The organism is Pseudoalteromonas sp. UCD-33C, assembly GCF_001306895.1.
Classification (GTDB): Bacteria; Pseudomonadota; Gammaproteobacteria; order Enterobacterales; family Alteromonadaceae; genus Pseudoalteromonas.
Genome location: NZ_LJTB01000004.1, coordinates 1 through 21,439 on the forward strand (window position 1 = coordinate 1; position 21,439 = coordinate 21,439).

The 21,439-nt window shown below is 40.5% G+C and carries 23 protein-coding genes; 6 read left to right on the forward strand and 17 right to left on the reverse strand.

Going from position 1 to position 21,439, the window contains the following annotated elements:
• The 3 genes from AOG26_RS10045 to ilvN form a co-directional block, all read left to right on the forward strand.
• Positions 1 to 756, forward strand: a 756-nt coding sequence (locus AOG26_RS10045) for a hypothetical protein (protein ID WP_054562351.1), incomplete at its 5' end; no start/stop codon positions are given.
• Between the two features lie 785 nt (positions 757 to 1,541).
• Positions 1,542 to 3,266: an acetolactate synthase 3 large subunit gene (locus tag AOG26_RS10050; RefSeq protein WP_054562352.1), complete on the forward strand. Its 1,725-nt coding sequence runs from the start codon at positions 1,542 to 1,544 to the stop codon at positions 3,264 to 3,266.
• Complete coding sequence (gene ilvN, locus AOG26_RS10055; RefSeq protein WP_054551998.1) at positions 3,266 to 3,763, forward strand: acetolactate synthase small subunit; 498 nt, start codon at positions 3,266 to 3,268, stop codon at positions 3,761 to 3,763. Before AOG26_RS10050 ends, ilvN begins: the two co-directional genes overlap by 1 nt.
• A gap of 82 nt (positions 3,764 to 3,845) precedes the next feature.
• On the opposite strand, the gene AOG26_RS10060 is transcribed toward ilvN, so the two are convergent.
• From AOG26_RS10060 to AOG26_RS10130, 15 genes are all read right to left on the reverse strand, one after another.
• Positions 3,846 to 4,121, reverse strand: a complete 276-nt coding sequence (locus AOG26_RS10060; protein ID WP_004586404.1) for an HU family DNA-binding protein — start codon at positions 4,119 to 4,121, stop codon at positions 3,846 to 3,848.
• A 204-nt stretch (positions 4,122 to 4,325) separates the two neighbouring features.
• Positions 4,326 to 4,859 (reverse strand): DUF3833 domain-containing protein, encoded by a 534-nt coding sequence (locus AOG26_RS10065; RefSeq protein ID WP_054562353.1) that lies wholly within the window; start codon positions 4,857 to 4,859, stop codon positions 4,326 to 4,328.
• Positions 4,852 to 5,349, reverse strand: a complete 498-nt coding sequence (locus AOG26_RS10070; protein WP_054562354.1) for a chalcone isomerase family protein — start codon at positions 5,347 to 5,349, stop codon at positions 4,852 to 4,854. Before AOG26_RS10070 ends, AOG26_RS10065 begins: the two co-directional genes overlap by 8 nt.
• Before the next feature lie 55 nt (positions 5,350 to 5,404).
• Complete coding sequence (locus AOG26_RS10075) at positions 5,405 to 5,899, reverse strand: DUF2878 family protein (RefSeq protein ID WP_054562355.1); 495 nt, start codon at positions 5,897 to 5,899, stop codon at positions 5,405 to 5,407.
• Positions 5,877 to 7,139, reverse strand: coding sequence for an SAM-dependent methyltransferase (locus tag AOG26_RS10080; protein ID WP_054562356.1), 1,263 nt, complete (start codon positions 7,137 to 7,139; stop codon positions 5,877 to 5,879). The genes AOG26_RS10075 and AOG26_RS10080 overlap by 23 nt, the downstream gene beginning before the upstream one ends.
• A 4-nt stretch (positions 7,140 to 7,143) precedes the next feature.
• A complete protein-coding gene (locus AOG26_RS10085; RefSeq protein ID WP_054562357.1) occupies positions 7,144 to 7,893 on the reverse strand; it encodes a DUF1365 domain-containing protein in 750 nt (249 codons plus the stop codon).
• Positions 7,886 to 9,142, reverse strand: a complete 1,257-nt coding sequence (locus tag AOG26_RS10090; protein ID WP_054562358.1) for an NAD(P)/FAD-dependent oxidoreductase — start codon at positions 9,140 to 9,142, stop codon at positions 7,886 to 7,888. The genes AOG26_RS10085 and AOG26_RS10090 overlap by 8 nt, the downstream gene beginning before the upstream one ends.
• The gene (locus tag AOG26_RS10095) at positions 9,139 to 9,849 is read right to left on the reverse strand and encodes an SDR family NAD(P)-dependent oxidoreductase (RefSeq protein ID WP_054562359.1); all 711 of its coding nucleotides are present in this window, start codon (positions 9,847 to 9,849) and stop codon (positions 9,139 to 9,141) included. The genes AOG26_RS10090 and AOG26_RS10095 overlap by 4 nt, the downstream gene beginning before the upstream one ends.
• On the reverse strand, positions 9,849 to 10,295 hold the full coding sequence (locus AOG26_RS10100) for a nuclear transport factor 2 family protein (RefSeq protein ID WP_054562360.1): 447 nt from the start codon (positions 10,293 to 10,295) through the stop codon (positions 9,849 to 9,851). The genes AOG26_RS10095 and AOG26_RS10100 overlap by 1 nt, the downstream gene beginning before the upstream one ends.
• Before the next feature lies 1 nt (position 10,296).
• The gene (gene phrB / locus AOG26_RS10105) at positions 10,297 to 11,688 is read right to left on the reverse strand and encodes a deoxyribodipyrimidine photo-lyase (RefSeq protein WP_054562361.1); all 1,392 of its coding nucleotides are present in this window, start codon (positions 11,686 to 11,688) and stop codon (positions 10,297 to 10,299) included.
• Positions 11,688 to 12,641 carry a YbgA family protein gene (locus tag AOG26_RS10110; protein WP_054562362.1) on the reverse strand — a complete coding sequence of 318 codons (954 nt, stop codon included), beginning with the start codon at positions 12,639 to 12,641 and terminating at the stop codon, positions 11,688 to 11,690. The genes phrB and AOG26_RS10110 overlap by 1 nt, the downstream gene beginning before the upstream one ends.
• 10 nt (positions 12,642 to 12,651) lie before the next feature.
• Positions 12,652 to 13,302, reverse strand: a complete 651-nt coding sequence (locus AOG26_RS10115) for a ChrR family anti-sigma-E factor (RefSeq protein WP_054562363.1) — start codon at positions 13,300 to 13,302, stop codon at positions 12,652 to 12,654.
• Complete coding sequence (locus tag AOG26_RS10120; RefSeq protein ID WP_054562364.1) at positions 13,295 to 13,918, reverse strand: sigma-70 family RNA polymerase sigma factor; 624 nt, start codon at positions 13,916 to 13,918, stop codon at positions 13,295 to 13,297. The genes AOG26_RS10115 and AOG26_RS10120 overlap by 8 nt, the downstream gene beginning before the upstream one ends.
• A gap of 62 nt (positions 13,919 to 13,980) precedes the next feature.
• Entirely contained in the window at positions 13,981 to 14,559 is a 579-nt protein-coding gene (locus AOG26_RS10125; RefSeq protein ID WP_054562365.1) for an LON peptidase substrate-binding domain-containing protein, read from the reverse strand.
• A gap of 220 nt (positions 14,560 to 14,779) precedes the next feature.
• Positions 14,780 to 15,058: a hypothetical protein gene (locus AOG26_RS10130; RefSeq protein WP_054562366.1), complete on the reverse strand. Its 279-nt coding sequence runs from the start codon at positions 15,056 to 15,058 to the stop codon at positions 14,780 to 14,782.
• 258 nt (positions 15,059 to 15,316) lie between these two features.
• On the opposite strand from AOG26_RS10130, the gene trhA reads away from it, so the two are divergent.
• On the forward strand, positions 15,317 to 15,946 hold the full coding sequence (gene trhA, locus AOG26_RS10135; protein ID WP_054562367.1) for a PAQR family membrane homeostasis protein TrhA: 630 nt from the start codon (positions 15,317 to 15,319) through the stop codon (positions 15,944 to 15,946).
• Here trhA and AOG26_RS10140 read toward each other — a convergent pair.
• Together AOG26_RS10140 and AOG26_RS10145 are read right to left on the reverse strand one after the other, a co-directional pair.
• On the reverse strand, positions 15,943 to 16,251 hold the full coding sequence (locus AOG26_RS10140) for an MGMT family protein (RefSeq protein ID WP_054562368.1): 309 nt from the start codon (positions 16,249 to 16,251) through the stop codon (positions 15,943 to 15,945). The two genes, trhA and AOG26_RS10140, sit on opposite strands and share 4 nt — an antisense overlap.
• Positions 16,235 to 17,146, reverse strand: a complete 912-nt coding sequence (locus AOG26_RS10145) for a LysR family transcriptional regulator (RefSeq protein WP_054562369.1) — start codon at positions 17,144 to 17,146, stop codon at positions 16,235 to 16,237. Before AOG26_RS10145 ends, AOG26_RS10140 begins: the two co-directional genes overlap by 17 nt.
• Before the next feature lie 117 nt (positions 17,147 to 17,263).
• On the opposite strand from AOG26_RS10145, the gene AOG26_RS10150 reads away from it, so the two are divergent.
• Both AOG26_RS10150 and AOG26_RS10155 read left to right on the forward strand, forming a co-directional pair.
• Entirely contained in the window at positions 17,264 to 18,349 is a 1,086-nt protein-coding gene (locus AOG26_RS10150) for an efflux RND transporter periplasmic adaptor subunit (RefSeq protein ID WP_054562370.1), read from the forward strand.
• Complete coding sequence (locus AOG26_RS10155; protein ID WP_054562371.1) at positions 18,349 to 21,420, forward strand: efflux RND transporter permease subunit; 3,072 nt, start codon at positions 18,349 to 18,351, stop codon at positions 21,418 to 21,420. Before AOG26_RS10150 ends, AOG26_RS10155 begins: the two co-directional genes overlap by 1 nt.
• The last annotated feature ends 19 nt before the right edge of the window (positions 21,421 to 21,439 follow it).

Below are 21,439 nucleotides of genomic sequence, written 5' to 3' on the forward strand. Positions count from 1 at the left end.
CTGGTTCTTCACATTGATATAGCAAAAGCTAAGCGTCTAAATAATAAAGCGATTCTTATTAGATGGCACAAATTATTCAAAAGTACATTCCTTTGCCAACGGTTCTTAAATGGCGAATTACTAACACAAGCAGAGCTTTCTGCGGTTAATACCAGGGTAAATTTATATCGTGAGAGGCTCAGCAGTATTAGTTGGTTTATGCGAGTCCTTAACGAGGGTATTGCACGAAAAGCGAATCAAGAAGATGAGTGCAAAGGACGGTTTTGGGAAGGTCGCTTTAAATCACAAGCTTTACTTGATGAAGCTGCACTTGCTGCATGCCTTGCTTATGTAGATTTAAATCCTGTTAGAGCAAAAGCGGCTGATTTACCTAAGCAATCTGACTACACCAGTATTAAATCTAGAATTAATGCAGCTCAAAATAATAAGCAACCAAAACCGCTTATGCGCTTTGCAGGTAGACCTCGTAAACATATGCCTAAGGGACTACCATTTGAGCTCAAAACATACCTGCAACTTGTTGATTGGACAGGCCGCTCAATACGAGAAAATAAGCCTGGGAAAATCCCAGATAATACGTTACCAATACTTGAAAGATTAAACATTTGTGCAGAAAACTGGCTCACACTTACTACTTCCTTTACTCGCTCATTTAAAAATACTGCAGGTAAAGAACAAGCAATCACAGCTTATACAAATCACATGAAGCGAAAACGAAGAAGCTCTATAGCTAATAGCTTAGCCTTATTTACTTAGTTACACATTCGACACTAGAAATCAATTTTACAAATCCAATCCTTTTAATTCTAGAAGCATAACAACTATTGCAACTAGCACTGACCAGTGTGTAAAACTAAAAAAATAACTCAGCACATAAGACTGAAATTTAATTAATGACAATGAAAAATCACTATTTTTATAGCAATTCAACTTGTTCTGAATAATTCACATCTATCTTTAGCTGATTCTTATTAAAAATAAGTTGGGTGTCTGGTTAAATATTTAAGTTGGCTGTCTTTTTAAAAATTAACCAAACCTTATTGTAGCGAGGTGTTAAGATGGGTGTCTAATTATAAAAAGAAACCTATTCTGATAGTAGCTAAGTTATGCAAGGCAGTAACGTAAATGCATTATCTATTGGTATAGTTAGCAATTTGCCACACGAACAATTCAATGCATAGTTCCACCCAAAAACAATAACAATTAAGCATGTGGGTGCAACAAAAATATCAAAAAACTTAAATACTGAAAAATTAATGCAAAAAGCCACATTTGCGGTTGACATCAGTTTCCAAAACGCTTAAAAATACTCCTAACATTTTTTAAACAGCAGCCATCTAGTCGGCTGTGCATTTTTTAGAAGAAAATTAAAAAATAATGAATATTCGCCGTCACCTTTTAGTCGTCAACGTCCTCGTACTGGTCTTAGTTACAAGCCCAGCGGGAGGCTATTAAAAGGTGAAAGCACGCTTTTTAAAAAACCCCCGCCATATGCGGGGGTTTTTTTATGCATTTATGCTTGCACACACAGAGGAATGAGGATGAGTACAACTGAATATAATGGATCCGAACTAGTTGTTCGGGCACTTAAAGAATTGAATGTTAAGTATATTTTTGGCTACCCTGGCGGGTCTGTTCTTGATTTATATGACGCGTTATTTCAACAAGAAGATATTGAACATATCTTAGTACGTCACGAACAAGCCGCAACTCATATGGCTGATGGTTATGCCCGGGCTACTGGTGAAGTCGGTGTGGTGCTAGCCACTTCTGGCCCTGGCGCTACAAACTGTGTAACAGGTATCGCGACAGCGTACATGGATTCTATCCCAATGGTGGTGTTATCTGGCCAAGTTCCTACTGGTTTAATTGGTGATGATGCATTCCAAGAAACTGATATTGTTGGTTGTTCTCGCCCTATCGTAAAGCACAGCTATAACTGTCGTAGCGCAAAAGATATTCCAACAATCTTAGCTAAAGCATTCTACTTAGCCAGCACAGGCCGCCCTGGCCCGGTTGTGGTTGAATTACCTAAAGATATGCTTAACCCTGAGCTAAAGTTTCCATTCGAATTTCCAAAAACAACTGAGCTTCGAACTTATAACCCGAACACTAAAGGCCACTCAAAACAAATTCGCAAAGCAGTTAGCGCAATTTTAGAAGCTAAAAAACTGGTTATTTACTCAGGTGGCGGCATTATTCTATCAAATACCTCTGAGCAACTAACTCACTTGGTTGAATCATTAAATGCGCCAATCACTAACACCTTAATGGGCCTAGGTGGTATCAGCGGTACTCACCCTAACTTTATTGGTATGTTAGGTATGCATGGCAGCCTTGAGGCAAATAAAGCCATGGCAAATGCAGATGTTATTTTGGCTTTAGGCGCTCGATTCGATGATCGGGTAACGAATAACGTTAAAAAATTCTGCCCTAATGCCACGATTGTTCATGTTGATGTTGACCCAACCTCTATTTCTAAAACAATTAAAGCGCACATCCCGGTTGTTGGCTGCTTGAAAACAGTGCTTGAGCAGTTACAAACGGCGATTGATAAGAGCCCTATTTCAATTGATCGTTCGGCACAAGAAGACTGGTGGCGTCAAATTATTAGCTGGCGTGAACAAAAATGCCTAAGCTACAGCACTGATGGCGATAAAATCAAACCACAAGCCGTTATCGAGGCAATTTACAAAGCAACCGATGGAGATGCTTACATTAGCTCTGATGTAGGTCAGCATCAAATGTTTGCAGCTCAGTATTATCCGTTTAAACACCCTCGCCAATGGATCAACTCTGGTGGCTTAGGCACCATGGGCTTTGGATTACCTGCAGCAATGGGCGTTAAGCTTGCCTTCCCTGATAAAGAGTCTATCTGTGTAACGGGTGATGGTTCTATCCAAATGAACATTCAAGAGCTATCAACATGTTTACAATACAATTTAGCTGTGAAAGTTGTGTCGTTGAATAACCGCTCACTGGGCATGGTACGTCAATGGCAAGATATGATGTATTCAGGTCGTCACTCATCTTCTTACATGGAATCACTTCCTGATTTCGTAAAATTAGTAGAGAGCTATGGCCACGTAGGTATTCGCGTTGATCATATTGATGAATTACAGCCTGCTATTGAAAAAGCCATGTCTATTAACGACAGACTGGTATTTTTAGACATCTGTGTAGATGAAAAAGAACATGTTTACCCTATGCAAATCAAGCTAGGGGCAGTCGATGATATGTGGTTACGTAAAGGAGTAAAAGCATAATGCGCCGTATTTTATCAATCTTATTAGAAAACGAACCTGGCTCGTTATCCCGCATTGTAGGCTTATTTTCACAGCGTGCTTACAACATCGATAGTCTGACTGTTGGCACAACTGACGATCATTCTCTTTCGCGTATTACCATTACAACCATGGGTGATGATCGCATCGTTGAGCAAATCACCAAACAAGTGAACAAGCTTGTAGATGTTCTAAAGATTATTGACTTAACCGAAATGGCACATATCGAGCGTGAGCTGTTATTAGTGAAAGTTTTTGCCCAAGATGAAACCACTCGAGCAGCAGTAACGCGTGTTGCTGATGTGTTCCAAGGTGCTATTTTAGATATGGGGCGCCACAGCTACACACTACAACTTGTAGCGAGCACAGAAAAGATTGAATCTTTCCTTGATACCCTGCGTCATGAATCAGACATTATTGAAGTTGTACGTTCAGGTGCTGTTGGTATTGGTCGTGGTGATAAAGCGTTAAAGGCATAAGTCTTTTTCGCTATCGCAACAAAACGCCAGTTACAAAAAAAGGGCTATAAGCCCTTTTTTCAATAATTAGTAAGTTACCCTATTAAGGATTAACTTGGTCTTTAAGACCTTTACCCGCTTTAAAGCTTGGGATAGTTGCTGCTGCGATTTGGATTTCTGCACCAGTTTGTGGGTTACGGCCAGTACGCGCTGCGCGCTCTTTTACTGAGAAAGTACCGAAACCAACTAATGCTACTGAGTTACCTTCTTTAAGAGAGCTAGTAACTGCGCCAGTGAATGCATCTAGTGCACGAGTTGCTGCCGCTTTTGAGATTTCTGCATCAGTAGCAATTTTTTCAACTAATTGAGCTTTATTCATTGTTAGATTCCTATTCGTTATTATTTTGCCTTCGCAAAACCTATCTTTATGCATTTTTGAGAAGTTAGCAACAGCAAATTGCTATTTTTACGTAATTTATTCAAAAATGACTACTATTTAACTATCAATCACAAGGTTAGTGACATCAGTATTAATAAAGACTTAATTTAACTTCCATCACAAAATTTTATGATAGCTAAACCATCATTCAATTTTCTCGATAACCAAGGTAACTTCCCCGACCTCAAAGCCAAACTTATCAATAGCGGTACGGTTTATCAAGCGTGATTGTGTTACCAAGTACATCCAATCATCGAAATTTACCACTAAAGTACTACCATCATATGGAAGCTCGACAGAATATGTCCAATGGAACACGCTTCCATTGCTCTCACCCTTTGCTTCGCCAATCACATCTGATGCTGTCCCTGTGATACTGCCATCATCATTAATGGTGATATACCAAACACGGGTTTGCGTTTCGCCATCATCATAAACAAATTGCTCGTCAATCACTCCCTGATTGCCGTTCCAAGATGCTTGCATGTCAACTACCAGCTTACGTGTTAACTCGCCCTTGTGGTCTTGCACAACGCCGTAGGCTTTGAGCTCACCACTAAAAAACTGCTTAAAGTCAAACTTAGGCTCTGTTCCTTGATAATAATCAACATCAGGCGCAGAGCAGCTGGTAATTAACAGTACCATAGCGAAAATAAAGAGTGCTTTGAGCTTAATCATGTTTCCCTCCAATAAGCTGTTTACGAAGTGATGGTTCAGACGTGTCGGCGCTTAACCAAATTGCTAAGAAGTTGTCAGCGAATCTTTTATCATCGATTTGCCCTAGCTCTTTGTCATTAAAGTAAAAAGTACCAATTCCTTGTTCGTTTGTTTGAAAAGACAACGAATCGTTTTTTTTGATATCAGGCCAAAGAGCTAGTAACTGTTTGTCATAAACACCTACCATGTCATTGAGCTTTAAATGTTGCCATTGCTCGTTGGTTGCTTTGACGATGTCTTTCGCATCGAAATCCCGCAAATAAGTGAGTGTAAGTTTGCTGGGGTGTTGGCCAAACTGATACGAGCCCGATGGAGTCTCTAATTTAGCGTTATAAACATCCCAAAACAGATACTCCATTTTCGCTTGGCCCACCGTTTTAAAGCCATTTGCATACACTCCCGCAGAGAACAATAACGCAGCAAATAAACTTAAATTAAGTGACTGTTTCATCAAATAATCCTTAAAGTTGTGTTATCAAACACTACGAAAAACCACCTAAAACTGATCATTTAGCCGCTAAAAATCGCCTATTAATAGCGATTATAGCCATAAACATACTTGCCCAACCCAAACCATAAACCAGCCAAAACTGCCAAAGAACGAGCTCAGTATTAAGCACTTCAAAGCGCATTCCAGCGTAGTAACTAGCAGGAGCGAATAACGCGCAAACACCCCAAGCAATATACCAAGGCAGTTTTTGTAGAAACTGCATCGAAGTATTAATGGTTAAAAGCAGTGCAGCCCAAAGTACAACAAGCCATAAAGGAAAGGGGCTTACTTTAAAGGCAAGTAAATTAAAGCTGCTGGCGAGCCATTCATAGCCCAGAGCGAGAGGCAAGCCACATAAAAGTAGCCAACTATCTTGCTGGCGTTGCTTTGATAGGTAAATCATCAAAGCGACAACAGCTAAAGCGGGTATCAGAGAATTATGCTCAAGGAGTAAGGCCATAAACCAGACTCCTTGAAACAAAGCAAAATTAATAATCGAGCGCGATATCATCGCCAGAATGGCCAAAACGAGGTTTACGGGCAACTAAATGAACTGTACTGATAGCACGGGTTCTAAACGCACCTTCACAGTAAGCTAAATAAAATAACCATAAACGATAGAATCGCTGGTCAAATTTGACTTTATCTATTTCAGGCCAGCTAGCGACAAAGCGCTCGCGCCAATCAGCCAGTGTTCTTGCATAGTGAACACCAATATCTTTTACACTATGCACAACCATGTCTGTTTGCTGCTTTATTTGCTTATTCATTTCGTCTAAGCAAGGCAAACAACCACCCGGGAAGATGTACTGCTGAATGAAATCGGAATTTTTAAGGTAGTGGCTGTAACGCTGATCAGCTATGGTGATTGCTTGAATAAGCATGGCACCACTGTCTTTTAGTAAAGACTGACATTTTGCAAAAAAGCCAGGCAAATACTCATGACCGACAGCTTCAATCATTTCGATTGATACAAGCTTATCGTACTTGCCCTCTAAGAGGCGGTAATCCTGCTTTAATAAAGTAATTTTATGCTCAAGGTTAAGCTCTTTAACCTTTTGTTCAACATAGGCATATTGCTCATCAGAAATGGTGGTCGTTGTTACATGGCAATCAAAATGTGTTGCTGCATAAATCGCAAAGGCGCCCCACCCTGTGCCAATCTCAATCACCGAATCACCTGGTTGTAAATCAACCTGCTCACAAATCAATGCTAGTTTGTGCTCTTGGGCCTGTTCAAGGCTAGCTTGTTTTGAAGGGTAAACAGCACATGAATACAACATTTCGTCACTTAAAAATGCACTATATAAGTCGTTGCCTAAATCATAGTGCGCCGCAATGTTCTTTTTTGAACCACTTGCTGAGTTTTTATTTTTAATGTGATTAACTCGGTGCACAATGCCACTCAAAAAGGCGAATTTTTTCTCGAATGCATCTAGCTGATCTTGATTAAGAGCAAATATTTCAATAAGTTTAGTGAGGTTGTCACAATCCCAATAGCCAAGAATATAAGCCTCTCCGGCCCCCACACTGCCAGATAACGCAAATGACTTATACATAGCAGCATCATTTACCGTGACCGTTGCATGTAAATCACTTGTAATGTCACCGAATTGCTCTTTTTGGTTACCCTCTTTTAGGGTAATGCAACCTACATTGATACTGTTGAATGCACCTATTACCAGTTTTTTATAAAGCTTTGTCATCCAGCCGGTCGTTTGGGCTTGTGTTAAATTTGATACTTTTTCCATCACATCACCTAGTTGAATTCTCTTGTTTGCCCGAGTGGCCAATAAATGGCACACGTTTGCAAAACAACTTCAAAGCATGAAGGTAAATACCTTTAAAAATACTTAACGTCATAGCCGGAAACTGTTTAAGCACGGCGCTAACCTGCTCTTTCGTGAGAGGCTGCTTTTGCAAACGCAGGGTTGCATCAAACAAAAGAGTGTCGTCTTTTTTATTTTCAATATGAATCATGGTGTTATCAGAATTCATTCTAATATGCCAATGATAGTTCATATCTAAGTTCATGAAAGGTGATACGGAGAAAACCTTTTTAAAGTTCACTTTTTTTTCAAGGGGTACGACATAATAATGACGCTCATTCCAAGGCGTATTGCTCACTTCAGCAAGCATGTGAGTGAAATCGCCATGACCAGTTTGAAAGAAGAAAAAATTAACCGGGCTAAAATAAATTCCTAAACAGCGCACCTGTCCGAGCATAAAAACATGGGTAAATTCATCGTCAATCCCAAGCTCTTTAATTTTATTGAGTGCACGCTGCTTGAGTGGCAGCTGCATATCGGTTTGATAATTAAAATAGTCGCTCTGATTAAATTTAAGCGCCTTAAAACCACTTAAGCCAAGCCAAGGATGAACACCATTAAGTTCATAAGGCTTAGCTAAATCGACCCACATCATATAAAGCGGGTACTTAAAGTGATGCTCTTTGACGGCAAAGCGCCTGTGGCGAACATCACCTACATATATGGCGCTATTCAAACTCGACTCCGAGTTGCTTTGCCACATTCACAGCACTTCTTACACCGTCTTCGTGGAAGCCGTTGTACCAGTACGCACCGCAAAAATAGCTATTATTTTTACCGTCTATAAGAGGCTTTTGCTGCTGAGCGGCAATCGACTGTTTATTAAATACCGGATGATGATAGGTAAACTCGCGTAAAATTTTGTCTTTTTTAATGCCATCAAGGTGGTTAAGCGTGACACAAAATTGCGTGTCGCTCTTAATGCCTTGCAAAATATTCATCTGATAAGTCACAACAGCAGCTTTGTCTGTGTTGTTATTTAACAGATAATTCCAGCTCGCCCATGCGGCTTTGCGTTTAGGTAGCAGTGTAGTATCAGTGTGTAGTACCACTGAATTAGCCGTATAAGGTATAGCTGCGAGAACGCTTTTTTCGTCTTCGCTAGGGTCTAATAACAGCTTTAAAGCTTGATCTGAGTGACAAGCAAACACAACTTTGTCGAATGTTTCACTATGACCATCATCGAAATGGACATGCACACTATCATCTTTTCGAGATACCGAGCTGATATTACTATTTAAACGAATTTTATCAGCAAAACCTTGGATCATAGGTTTAATGTATTCGCGAGAGCCACCCGGAATAACATACCACTGCGGGCGATTAGTGATATCCAACAAACCGTGGTTATAAAAAAACTTAACAAAAAACTCTACGCCAACTTGTGCCATTTCTTTAATGCTTGTAGACCAAATAGCAGCGCCCATCGGCAAGATATAATGAAAACGAAAGAACTCGTTAAAGTCATGCTCGTCTAAAAACTCGCCTAGAGTTTGATTTTCTTTATAATTTTTTTCAGCATGTAATGATTTACACACATCATTAAAGCGCACAATGTCTTTTAAAAGTTTCCAGAATTTAGGGCGAAAGATATTGCGCTTTTGTGCGAACAAACTCCAAAAAGTATGGCCGTTATATTCAAAGCCGGTTTGTTCGTTATGCACACTAAAGCTCATTTGCGTTTTCTGACGCTCAACACCCAAGCGCTTAAGTAGTTTTTCAAAATATGGGTAAGTTCGGTCGTTAAAGACAATAAAGCCTGTATCAACAGCGTACTCAACGCCATCAACTTTTACGTCTATGGTTGCAGTATGGCCACCTATGTAGTCGTTTTTCTCAAATACGGTTACATCGTAGTGCTTATGCAATAGGTGCGCACAGCTTAAACCCGCTATGCCAGATCCAATAACAGCCACTTTTTTCAACGTGATAATCCTTTTGCAAGCTTCAGCCAAAGTGGCGTAGGAAGCATTCTTAAAAATTTTAAAATGAAGGTAAAACGGTGCGGAAAGTGCACTTCTTTGCGCCTTTTCGCGACCCCTTTATAAATATAATTTGCCGCTTTTTCTGCACTCACCGCCATTGGCATTGGAAAGTCATTTTTGTCTGTAAGCGGCGTTTTAACAAAACCTGGGTGAACTAAAGTGACATCGATATCTTTTAAATCAACCGCCAAGCTATTGGCTAAATAACTTACACCGGCTTTAGACGCACCATATGCTTGGCTGCGTGGTAACGGTAAATAAGTCACACTAGAGCTTACGATTACAAGCTGACCACCGGGCTTTATTTTTGGTAATAACGCCTCCAGGCAATAGCCCATACTGAGTAAGTTGGTCGTGATCACCCGCTCAAACAAACTGCTGTCAAAATTGCGAGCATCATCAATGTATTCACAATTGCCAGCATTGAGAATAACCCGGTCAAATTGTGTATAAGCCACTGTGCTCGAACGAATATCTTGAAGGTCGGTTGCGTCAAACTGGCAAGACTCTATATTTTGATGCTGGCTCAATTTAGCAAGCTTTTCTGTATTTCTACCGCATGCAATGACCTGTTCATTATTGTCTGCATAAAGCTTTGCTAATGACTCGCCAATACCTGAGGTAGCACCTGTAATTAATGTCGTCATTATGCACTCGCTCTTTTATCGATGTATTTCACAGCCGAGCCAAGCACTGGAATATGCCTATAAAGCATAGCGCCTACATCAAAATAATCGCGGTGATTAATTATTTTATTGCTAGCAAATTTTAAACGGCTATGACCCGCAACCGAGATTGCTTTGCCTTTGTTTAGCTTTGGATGGCGATAATACATGGTCCAATAGATAAAAGCGGTGTCGTCTTTGCTCTGAATATTTTCAGTAACATAGCTGTCTTCGATAGCGAATTCACAAGAAAGCACATTGGCGTAGAGGTTTTTGAAATAGTCACGCAGCTCCCCAAGACCATTTACTGCATGCAAAGGATCTGCAAACTGGATATCTGGGTGATAAATTTCATCCAGTAACTGTAAATTGTCTTTATTGAGTGATTGATAAACATCAATAAACCTATCAAGGATCGCCTTGTCCATGTCACACCTTAAATGCGTTTAGCGCTCGCTCTCGCGCGGCTTTATGATCAACAATTGCTGGCCAATAACTGCTCGACTTACCCTGTTTCGCTAAATAATCATGCGGAAAATGGATTTGTTTAGCAGGTATTTTTTCCAGCTCTGGTAAATATTTACGGATAAATTCACCATCTGGATCAAATCGCTCGCTTTGGGTGATAGGATTAAAAATTCGAAAATACGGCTGAGCATCACACCCCGTACTTGCAGCCCATTGCCAGCCACCGTTGTTAGATGCAAGGTCGCCGTCTATGAGATGCTGCATAAAAAAGCGTTCGCCTTTACGCCAATCAATTAATAAGTGCTTAGTTAAAAAGCTCGCGACCACCATGCGTAAACGGTTATGCATCCAGCCAGTTTGCAGTAGCTGCCTCATTGCAGCATCGACTAACGGGTAGCCTGTTTTACCTTCGCACCATGCTTTAAAGTCGCTTTCATCATCACGCCACTTCACGGCGTTGTATTTCTCATTAAAGTTATCGTATTTATTTAGATTTGGATAGATAGCGATAAGATGACGGTAAAACTCACGCCAAATCAGTTCGTTAACCCAACAAAACAAGTTACTTTTACTACTTCGCAGTACATCTGGGTGGCGCTGCTGGATCAGTGCCAATAGTTGATGAACGCTAATAATGCCAAGTGCTAAGTAAGGGCTTAAACCTGAAGTGCCTTTAATGCTTGGGATATCACGCTGGTCTTGATATGTTGCTAGCTTCTCTTCAATAAAGCGCGCGCAAACGTGGCTGAGCGTTTCATCATCGACAGGCCACTTTTCTGAGTTGCCGTCTGAGGCTAATAACTCACTTGGCTGCCACTCAATGGGCTCGAACATCTCTGGCGGCTCAGCAAAATAAAAGTGGGTGTCTTGATAAACTTTTAGCCATGCATTTTTAAATGGCGTGAATACTTTAAACATTTCGCCGCTTTGATTCTTGATACTCCCTGGCGGCGCAATTACATCGCCGTCGTATGCGCAAAAAGCAATCCCTTTACTATCAGCGTACTGTAAAAAGGCATTATCTCGGTTTACTTCATTAAGCTCATATTCGTTGTTAGCGTATACATTTTTTACTTGGTGTTGCTCGCAAAATGACGCTAATTTTTCAACACAACCGGCGTAATCAGCTGCATCAATAATATGTAATTCAATACCTTTACTTGCTAAAAGCTTCCCCAAGAAGCTAAGCCTACGCTTTAATAAATCTAGCTGAATATCAGCCACATCATGCTTTTGCCATTGCTTTTCAGTAATAAAAAATACCGCATTTCTGCAACCATTTTCGATTGCCTGATACAAAGCGTCGTTATTAAAAAGGCGCAGATCGCGCCTAAACCAAAATAATGTATTCATTAAATTCCGTAGCGTAGTTTTAATTCGTTCGGATAGGGGTCAAGATACACTTGCTTAGCAAGATACTCGTTTGGGTGCACTTTTAAATGATGCTTAATTAACGTAAGAGGTACGTAAAGTGGCACTAACCCTTGGCGATATTCATCGATGGCATCACGTAGTTCTTGCTTTTCAATCTTAGAAAGCGATTTTTTAAAATAACCTTGCAAGTGCATTAATGTATTAGCGTTATTTTTACGTGAAGCTGGTTTTTTAAGGGCTGTCATTAACCCCAAAATATATTCATCAGCCAAAGTTTGGATATCTTCGCCATCAAAAGTACCAAGCAGATTTCCTAAGCTACGGTAAGCTTCGTAGTTATGAGCCATCAATAAGTACTTATATTGGGCATGAAACTGAGTCAATCTATGTACTGTGAGTGGTTGTTCGCTTAATGTTTGCCAGTGCTTATAGGTATAAACACGCATTACAAAGTTTTCGCGAAGGTGCATATCATTTAAACGACCGTTTTCTTCGCAAGGTAACAATGGGTTATGTGCCATTATTTGCTCTGCAAAAAAGCCGATACCTTCTGAGGTATTTCCCGTTCCCGCTTCGTTGTAGATTTTAATACGTTCCATTCCGCAACTAGGGCTTTTGGCACAAAATACAAAGCCGCTTAAATCTGCAGTTTGCTCTGTCGCAACACGTTTACCGTATTCTGTTAATTTAGGGCCAACATCGCCAGTGCCATCTGGGCGGCACACTTTAATAGTATCGCCAACACGCACTTGACGAATAGTTGGTCGAGGGATTGGCAGGCCTACCGCTACTTCAGGACAAAACTTTTTATACTCAACATGGTTAGCCAACTCATCCATGCAAAAATTAGATTTTTTGTGCCCGCTGTCAAAGCGAACTTTGTCGCCTGCTAAGCAGGCGCTTAAACCAATTTTAATTGTCGATTGCTGCATATAAACTCTACTAATAGATAAGATTACCAATTGGGTTCAGTAATTTACTAATACCTTTATTGAAGTGTAGGGCACTACTAACAACTGTAAAGCACAAGCACCCTTCAATCGTTTTAGGTGTGTGATTGTGACGACCATCTAACATCATAAAGTCACCCGGTACATAGTGTCCGTCTTCATCACTAAACTCCCCATCTAATAATAAAGTGAGCTCAAATCCAGTATGAGTGTGCTCAGGTATTTCACCACCCGCATCAATATGAAGCAGGCTTGCTCGTAATGGGCCATCTTCTAAATCAATACGAGAGCGGGCAAGTTTGCCTATTTGCATAAAATTGCTGTGGCCAATGCGTGTAAGTGCTCTAGGTAAAGTGTAGGTTTTATCTTTAACATCAACTGACACCTGTTCTTGCTCGTACACTTCATCAATTGATTCATCAGCGGTGATGGCATCAAAAAGTGTTTTATCGAACATATCATCCAAGTCGGTAGCTGATTCAGTAAAAACATTATCAGCATTTTTCGCTTCAAGCGCAGCGAGTTCGTTTTGACACACAGGGCACATTTCAACATGAATAGCGACTGCAACACTCAAAGTGGCAGGTAGATTACCTTCACTGAACTTGGCAAGCAATTCGTTGCTAGGATGGTGCTTAATCATGGTGATCTCCCATTTCATTGCGTAACTTCTGCAAGGCTAAGCGAAGACGAGATTTCACTGTGCCTACGGGAATATTTAAATGCTCAGCAAGCTGCTCTTGCGACATATCTTGAAAGTACACCCCGCGCACAACTTCACGTTGCGCAAGCGGTAGTTTATCAAGGTACTGTTTGATCTGTTTATCTTCTAAGTGGTCACTGAATTCGTGCTGGCCCGGCTCGGCTTCATCTATCAATGGCCAGATATCTTCACTAATGCACTCTTCTTTGCTGCTCTTCATTTTTCTTAGCATATCGAAAGAGGCATTACGCATTACTGTGTATACCCAAGTTGTCGCTGCACCTTTTTCTTTGTGGTAAAGGTGTGCTTTACGCCAAACTGAGGTTAGTGTTTCTTGAACTAATTCCATCGCTTGTGCTTCAGAACCGAACTGCTTTATTCCAAAACGTTTAATTTTTGGTGAGAAATATTGGAAAAGTATTGCAAACGCACGTTTATCACGGTGCTCAGCAACAGCAAATAAAGCATCAGCAAGCTCTTTGCTTGGAGTATCTGGCATGGCAGAGTATTGACCTGTGTTAGGTTTACAACCTGTTTGAAGTTGTTGACTTACCATCTTTATGTCATCCAATTATTGTCGTTTAAAGTAATACGGCAAATAGTTGATGTTAGATCACATTAATCAGTAAATTCGTTGTTGATTAGAGTATGGAGGAAACTTAGCAAGTTTTCAAAGTTAGATTTATAAGCAAGTTGTTGTTTTTTAACTAACGATATTGGCAAAATTTCAAGCCAACGGGCAACAACCCAAGCAAGGTTATCGAATTGTGGGGCTTTATATAGGCCTGCTAAATCCGGCTGATTTGCAAATACAGCACGAAGTGTGTCACTCAATAAAGTGTTTTCGTCATTAATTGGCGTGCTTACGTACCATGAAGGTGACGTAATTATTTCGATGTCAGCATGTCGAAGTTGCTGCTTATCCTGAAAAGCGTTATGCATAGACACTGCATGCTCAGCATAAACATCAATTAATAATCGACCATTATCATCTTGATTGAAGTCGGTTATTTGCACTAAACAACCAATTTCGGGCAAGTTAAGATCTGTATCGTGTTGGTAAGTGCACAGCACAAAACCAGTGTTATCTTGTACAGCTTCTTTGACCATCGTTAAGTAACGCTGCTCAAAAATTCTTAGCTTGGTGAACCCTTCAGGTAAAATAAAAACCGGTAAAGGAAAAATCGCACGCTTCATAAAGTCTACTATTCTAAAACCACATGCCTTTAATTACGTGCGCTTTTAATCCGCCGATCAATATTTCATGAAATCTTAATATCTACTTTGTACCTTAGAAGTTGAACCATTGTGCAACGTTACGAAATAATTCGATAGATGCATATGCACTGAGTAAACTCAAAACCGGTGCAACCATAAGTAAAAATAAGCTGATTTCACTACTCATTGTCTTGTTTCCTTACTGCTTGTTTGTTGCTTTCGGAGCTTGAGCAACTTTTAACTCTTCTTCTTTCGAAGCAATTGCATCTTCACTCATGTAAGTATCTAGTAACTTTTGAGCATCAAACTCAATGCTGTTCATTACACTTTCCTTCAGCTCGTTACTCGCTTGTTGAACATAGCTTTTAACAGATTGTGTAATTGTGTTGCTGATATCTAATTCAAAGTCAGTAGCACTTGCTTGAGTTGACCCTAATACAAGTAACGCAGCAGTAGTTAATTTAAGTGAGTTATTCATAGTGGTATTCCTTGTCTCTTTAAGTAATTAGTCGTAATTACTTAATCAAAGGTTGTGCCACCCTGAAAATAAATTTTAAACCATTGATTTTTAATAGATTAAAAATTAATTTATTTTTTAAGCTTATTCAGTATTGGTTAATAAAACCAACGAATTTAAATGTTTTGACCAATATTTAGCGAAAAAATAAGCATTGCCATTTTCAGCGCACACTTGTACACTGAAAATGTTTTATTCACTCATTTTTAGTAGATAAGTATGACAGAGCAACTCCCTTATTCACGCCAAGAAGAACAACTTAACGTGCTTACTCACGGCATGGGAGTCCTGTTTGCAGTATATGTACTGTGGGACTTAGTTTCACAATCTAAAGCTGTGTCAGCTACGGTAAGTGCCATCGTGTATGGCTCAAGCCTACTGGTATTATTTTTAGCCTCGACCTTATATCACGCCAGTACCAGAGAGCGTATACGAGCCATTTATAAAAAATGTGACCACTGTGCGATTTACTTGCTTATTGCAGGTACCTACACGCCTTATTTGGTTATTTCGTTATCTGGGGCTTGGGCAATTGCTGCTTTGGTGTTTATTTGGACTTTAGCGCTTGGTGGTGTTGCATATAAATTACTGGTCAAAAACACGAATAAAAAGGTCTCACTCGCTACCTATTTATTAATGGGCTGGTTTGCATTAGCACTTGTTTATCCACTTTATTTGAACCTTGATTTAAGCGCTTTATGGTGGCTGCTAGCTGGCGGGATTGCCTACAGTTTAGGCACTGTGTTTTACAGCGCTAAAACCCGCCATTACAGCCATGCAATTTGGCATGTATTTGTGCTAGTTGGATGTGTTTGTCACTACTTATCAATTAGTTTGTATGTTTATTAGTCCCATTGATGCAGGCGCATATTAATTTTAGCCTTATTAAAAGTAACACCTTCACTGAGTAGTTTTTGTCGTTGCTCAAGGTGTTTATTGCTGCCTTCTGGAAACGATATTTTACCTTGGCTATTAACCACCCGATGCCATGGAATGCTTGAGCCCTCGGGCATCACTTTTAATAACCGCCCCACTAACCTTGAGTTATTAGGATATCCCGCAAGCTTTGCTACTTGCCCATAACTGGCAACTTTCCCCTCAGGAATGGCACAAATAATGGTATAAATTAAATCTTCTTTAGTTGCCTGCTGCACGACTCGACTCCAAATACTGTTTACTGACCTCGCTAAAATCCTGCCAAATGGCTCTTGCAACAGGGCCATGATGAACCGAGTGCTGTCTAAATACACGAATTTCTGCACCAAACTGGTGTTCACGATCGATAATTTTAATTTGTTGTAATAAACCAGCATCGATTTCTGCTTGGCAATGTTGCAAACTGATCATTGCCCAGCCCGCACCAGAGAGCAAAAACGACTTAACACTGGTTATATCGTCAATTTTCATTAATGCAGAGCCTAGCGTATAAGAAAGCCTATCACTGTCAAAACTCAAGTCGCTTTCAAACATGGCCAAACACGGGTAGTTTTGAATATCAGCAAAGCTGATTTCACTTGGCACTACATCAGGCGCGCTAACAATACCTATATCAAATTTACCAATCGGTAAACTTTCGAGATCCCCTGTTGCATGAAACAAATCAAACCAAGGGCCAATTCCTAAATCAGCCTGATGGCTATTAACCTGCTCTAGAGATACAAAGCGCTTACCTGAAGAAATACTAAACTCAGTACTAGCAAAACGTTTGAAGGTTTGGCTGATCACTTGGTTATAACTATTTTGATGGCAAAGTTGCTCGTAGCATATTTTGTAATTGGCTTCATTACCTAGTGCCAGCTCTTTAGCAAGTGAGCTTAACTCACTGTTTGCATTAAGTAATTGCTTGGCTTCACGATAAAAAATACGGCCCTTCTCAGTTAAATGTAACCTGTATTGGCTTCGGTCTAGTAGCTCAAACCCTAGCTCTGATTCTAGCTTCTTAATAGCTAACGTGAGCGCAGGTTGAGTCTTATGTAATTTAAGTGCGGCTTGGCTCAAACTAGTGCTTTGCACAATAGCATCTAGAATGATTAATTGATTTAAATTCATTAATGGCAAACTATATAAATAAAATTTATGCTGTTTCTAAAATTTAATAATTTTTATTTTATATCTTTGCAGCGTATCCTGCAGCAAATTTATGCTTTCTTATCTATGGAGAAGACAATGAGATTGGCAACCGCCGCGTTAATGAGCAGCATGTTTTTGCTTCTTGCGGCATGTTCAGAGCAAGCACAGCAAGATGAAGCAGAGCCGGTAGTACGTCCTGTTAAACTTTTTAATATTGGCAATAATTCAGAACAAAGCATTCGCAGCTTTCCTGCTGAAGTTGTTGCTAACCAAGGTTCTTATCTCGCTTTTAGAGTAAATGGTGAGTTACTTGAGTTCCCTGCTCTTGCGGGCCAACACGTTGAAAAAGGAGAGCTTTTAGCAAAACTGGATCCTGAAGATTTTCAACTGCAGTATGAAGAGCGTAAAGCACGTTTTGAACTTGCAGCGTCTCAACTTGAGCGGGTGCAAAAGCTTTTTAATCGCTCCATTGCCAGTCAATCTGAGTTAGACCAAGCCCTTGCCAATAAACAGGTTGCTGAGTCAGCGCTAAAAATTGCCAAAACCAACCTAGATAATAGTGAATTACGCGCGCCGTTCGCTGGTACTGTGGCAAAGGTGTTTGTGAAAAACTTTGAAAATATTCAAGCAAAACAAAACATTCTTCGCCTTGAAACCCGCGACCTGATGGATGTGGTTATTCAAGTACCTGAAAAGCTCATTGCACGTATCGATAAAGACGTACATTACCAACCAGAAGTTGTATTTGATGGTTACCCAAACAAGTCATATCAATTAACCATTAAAGAGTTTGATACCCAAGCCGACCCAATTACTTTAACGTATAAAGTTGTGTTTTCATTACCTGTGCCAGAAGATTTTAATCTACTTGCCGGTATGACTGGCCGCGTTGATATAGACTTAAGCAAAATCACCAGCTCACAGTCACCTTATACATTACTGCCTGTTGAGGCGGTATTCTCAGAACCTACTGAGTCTGAAAACAACAACAGCTATGTGTGGCTTTATGACGAAAACACAGGTTTAGTGCACAAGCAAGCTGTTGAAGTTGGCCAATTACACCGTGATGGCATTGAAGTACTCTCAGGTATCAAAGAAGGGCAAATCGTTGTGGCTGCTGGTGTGCACTTTTTAGAAGAAGGCATGAAAGTGCGTCCATGGCAAAAAGAGCGAGGCTTATAATGAGCTTTGCTGCACTCGCTATTGAAAGAAAAGTCATTAGCTGGATGTTCGCGCTGTTTTTACTGATTGGTGGAACCGTCGCTTACTTTGGCTTAGGACAACTAGAAGATCCTGAATTCACCCTAAAAAAAGCCATGGTGATCACCCTTTATCCGGGCGCGTCACCACAGCAGGTTGAAGAAGAAGTCACCTTCCCTATTGAAAATGCAATTCAACAGCTACCGTATGTTGATTACGTAACCAGTATTTCATCACCGGGTAAATCGCAAATTACCGTCGAGATGAAAAGCAATTATCGTAAACAAGACTTACGCCAAATATGGGATGAGTTGCGTCGTAAAATCAATGATCAAGCATCGTCGATGCCCTCTGGTGTTTATCCTAGTAAAATTATGGATGACTTTGGTGATGTATACGGAGTGATGTATGCAGTCACTGGTGATGGTTATTCTTACGATGAGCTTAAAGATTACGTTGATTATTTAAAACGTGAACTGGTTTTAGTCGATGGCGTTAGTAAAGTAACCGTGGGTGGTGAGCAACAAGCACAAGTCATGGTTGAGATTTCAACCCGCAAACTTGCCCAGTTAGGTATTTCGCCTAATCGTATTTATCAGCTTTTACAAACTCAAAATAGCGTGTCGAACGCAGGTAAAGTGCGCGTTGGCGATGAATCAATTCGCTTACACCCAACCGGTGAATTTAAAGACGTAAAAGAGCTCGAAAACCTACTCATTTCGAAACCAGGTGAAAATGAGCTTATTTACTTGGGTGATGTTGCTACCGTTTTTCGTGAGTACGCCGAAGTCCCTAACAATATTATTCGCTATAACCAGCAACAAGCATTACTGGTTGGCGTGTCATTTAGCACAGGCGTTAACGTTGTTGATGTAGGCGCAAATATTGATGCCCATTTAGCGTCACTTGAATATCAACGACCACATGGTATGGAAATAAACAGCGTTTATAACCAACCTGCCGAAGTTGAAAAGTCAGTAAGTGGCTTTATTATCAGCCTGCTTGAAGCCGTTGCTATTGTTATAATCGTGCTTTTAGTCTTTATGGGCTTTAAGAGCGGTGTATTGATTGGTGTAATACTCCTGCTAACGGTATTAGGTACCTTCATTTTCATGAAGTTATTTGCCATTGATTTACAGCGAATTTCGCTTGGCGCCTTGATCATAGCCCTAGGGATGCTGGTTGATAATGCCATTGTCGTAACCGAAGGCATATTAATAAACCTCAAGCGCGGACAAACAAAACTGCAAGCGGCGACTAACATTGTTAATCAAACCAAGTGGCCATTACTGGGTGCTACGGTTATTGCTATTACTGCCTTTGCGCCGATTGGCTTGAGTTCAGATGCCAGTGGTGAGTTTGCTGGCAGCTTGTTCTGGGTGTTGTTTATTTCATTGTTACTAAGCTGGATCACAGCCATTACTTTAACGCCTTTCTTCGCTGATTTAATGTTTAAACAAGCCACTGAAAAACAGCCGCATCACGATGAAGACCCTTATCAAGGTGTTATTTTTAATGTTTATAAAGGCGTGTTACATACAGCAATGCGGTACCGTAAAACCACGCTACTGCTGATGGTGATCCTGCTTGTTAGCTCAGTTTATGGCTTTAAATTTATCAAGCAGTCGTTCTTCCCAGCATCGAATACTCCTATGTTTTATGTTGATTATTGGCATACGCAAGGCGCTGATATTCATACCACTATGGATGGTGTTGCAAAGCTCGAAAAATTCTTACAAGCCGACCCACTGGTTGAAGAAATAACCACAACGGTTGGTCAAGGTGCACCGCGTTTCATGCTGACTTACGCACCTGAAAAATCATACCCTGCTTATGGGCAATTGATTATTCGAGTAAAAGACCGCGAAGCTGTTACAACCATGATCAAAAAAGTACGCGATTACCAACACGAGCATGTACTTGATGCTCAGCTTAAAGTTAAACGTATGGAAATTGGCCCATCAACAGATGCAAAAATTGAAGCGCGCTTTTCTGGTGCTGATCCTGTGGTACTTCGCCAATTAGCAAAAGAGGCAAAAGACATTCTGCATCAAGATGCGGGGGCATTTAATATTCGTGACGATTGGCGTGCTCGCTCGAAGTTAATTCGTCCACAATTTAACGAGCAAAAAGCCCGTCGTTTAGGGATTGCTAAATCTGACCTTGATCAGCTGCTGTTAACTAGCTTATCGGGTAAACAGGTGGGCGTTTATAAAGACGGCACACAAATGCTGCCAATTATTGCTCGCTCACCTGCTGAAGAGCGTTTAAACGTTGAAAGCTTACGTGACTTACAAATTTACAGCCCAGTGTTAGGTGTGTTTGTACCGGTGACACAAGTGGTTGATGATTTTGTTGTTGAGTGGGAAGACAGCTTGATCATGCGACGTGACCGTAAGCGTACCATCACTGTAATGGCCGACCACGATGTTATTGGCGATGAAACTCCAGCGAAGCTGTTTGCACGTGTTCGCAAAGACATAGAAACTATTGAACTACCTCGTGGCTATGAATTGCAATGGGGCGGCGAGTATGAGTCATCAACAGATGCGCAAAAAGCTATTTTCGGCTCATTACCGCTAGGTTACTTAGCCATGTTCGCTATAACTGTATTGCTGTTCAATTCAGTTAAAAAGCCTTTAGTGATTTGGGCAACAGTGCCACTAGCCATTGTAGGTGTATCAGCTGGTTTATTACTAATGAATGCAGCATTTAGCTTTATGGCATTGCTTGGCTTACTGAGCTTAAGCGGTATGCTCATCAAAAACGGCATTGTATTAGTCGATCAAATTAACCTTGAACTCGATAGCGGCAAAGACCCTTACAAAGCAGTGTTTGACTCTGGTGTAAGCCGTGTTCGTCCTGTAGCGATGGCTGCAATTACCACCATCTTAGGCATGATCCCACTGCTATTTGACGTGTTCTTCCAGTCAATGGCGGTAACCATTATGTTCGGTCTTGGTTTTGCGACAGTGCTGACACTAATTGTTGTGCCTGTGCTCTATACCATGCTGTTTAAGATCAAAGTACCTAAACAGCGTCACGCTAATTAATACAGATTGACTCTCAACC

Excerpts from the sequence above, each read along its gene's own strand:
- AOG26_RS10095 (WP_054562359.1), bottom strand. The coding sequence starts at position 9,849 with ATGACGACATTAATTACAGGTGCTACCTCAGGTATTGGCGAGTCATTA.
- AOG26_RS10130 (WP_054562366.1), bottom strand. The coding sequence starts at position 15,058 with ATGAATAACTCACTTAAATTAACTACTGCTGCGTTACTTGTATTAGGG.
- AOG26_RS10145 (WP_054562369.1), bottom strand. The coding sequence starts at position 17,146 with ATGAATTTAAATCAATTAATCATTCTAGATGCTATTGTGCAAAGCACT.
- AOG26_RS10060 (WP_004586404.1), bottom strand. The coding sequence starts at position 4,121 with ATGAATAAAGCTCAATTAGTTGAAAAAATTGCTACTGATGCAGAAATC.
- AOG26_RS10075 (WP_054562355.1), bottom strand. The coding sequence starts at position 5,899 with ATGATATCGCGCTCGATTATTAATTTTGCTTTGTTTCAAGGAGTCTGG.
- AOG26_RS10080 (WP_054562356.1), bottom strand. The coding sequence starts at position 7,139 with ATGGAAAAAGTATCAAATTTAACACAAGCCCAAACGACCGGCTGGATG.
- AOG26_RS10120 (WP_054562364.1), bottom strand. The coding sequence starts at position 13,918 with ATGGTAAGTCAACAACTTCAAACAGGTTGTAAACCTAACACAGGTCAA.
- ilvN (WP_054551998.1), top strand. The coding sequence starts at position 3,266 with ATGCGCCGTATTTTATCAATCTTATTAGAAAACGAACCTGGCTCGTTA.
- AOG26_RS10150 (WP_054562370.1), top strand. The coding sequence starts at position 17,264 with ATGAGATTGGCAACCGCCGCGTTAATGAGCAGCATGTTTTTGCTTCTT.
- AOG26_RS10155 (WP_054562371.1), top strand. The coding sequence starts at position 18,349 with ATGAGCTTTGCTGCACTCGCTATTGAAAGAAAAGTCATTAGCTGGATG.
- trhA (WP_054562367.1), top strand. The coding sequence starts at position 15,317 with ATGACAGAGCAACTCCCTTATTCACGCCAAGAAGAACAACTTAACGTG.
- AOG26_RS10115 (WP_054562363.1), bottom strand. The coding sequence starts at position 13,302 with ATGATTAAGCACCATCCTAGCAACGAATTGCTTGCCAAGTTCAGTGAA.
- AOG26_RS10100 (WP_054562360.1), bottom strand. The coding sequence starts at position 10,295 with ATGGACAAGGCGATCCTTGATAGGTTTATTGATGTTTATCAATCACTC.
- AOG26_RS10050 (WP_054562352.1), top strand. The coding sequence starts at position 1,542 with ATGAGTACAACTGAATATAATGGATCCGAACTAGTTGTTCGGGCACTT.
- AOG26_RS10125 (WP_054562365.1), bottom strand. The coding sequence starts at position 14,559 with ATGAAGCGTGCGATTTTTCCTTTACCGGTTTTTATTTTACCTGAAGGG.
- AOG26_RS10070 (WP_054562354.1), bottom strand. The coding sequence starts at position 5,349 with ATGAAACAGTCACTTAATTTAAGTTTATTTGCTGCGTTATTGTTCTCT.
- phrB (WP_054562361.1), bottom strand. The coding sequence starts at position 11,688 with ATGAATACATTATTTTGGTTTAGGCGCGATCTGCGCCTTTTTAATAAC.
- AOG26_RS10065 (WP_054562353.1), bottom strand. The coding sequence starts at position 4,859 with ATGATTAAGCTCAAAGCACTCTTTATTTTCGCTATGGTACTGTTAATT.
- AOG26_RS10110 (WP_054562362.1), bottom strand. The coding sequence starts at position 12,641 with ATGCAGCAATCGACAATTAAAATTGGTTTAAGCGCCTGCTTAGCAGGC.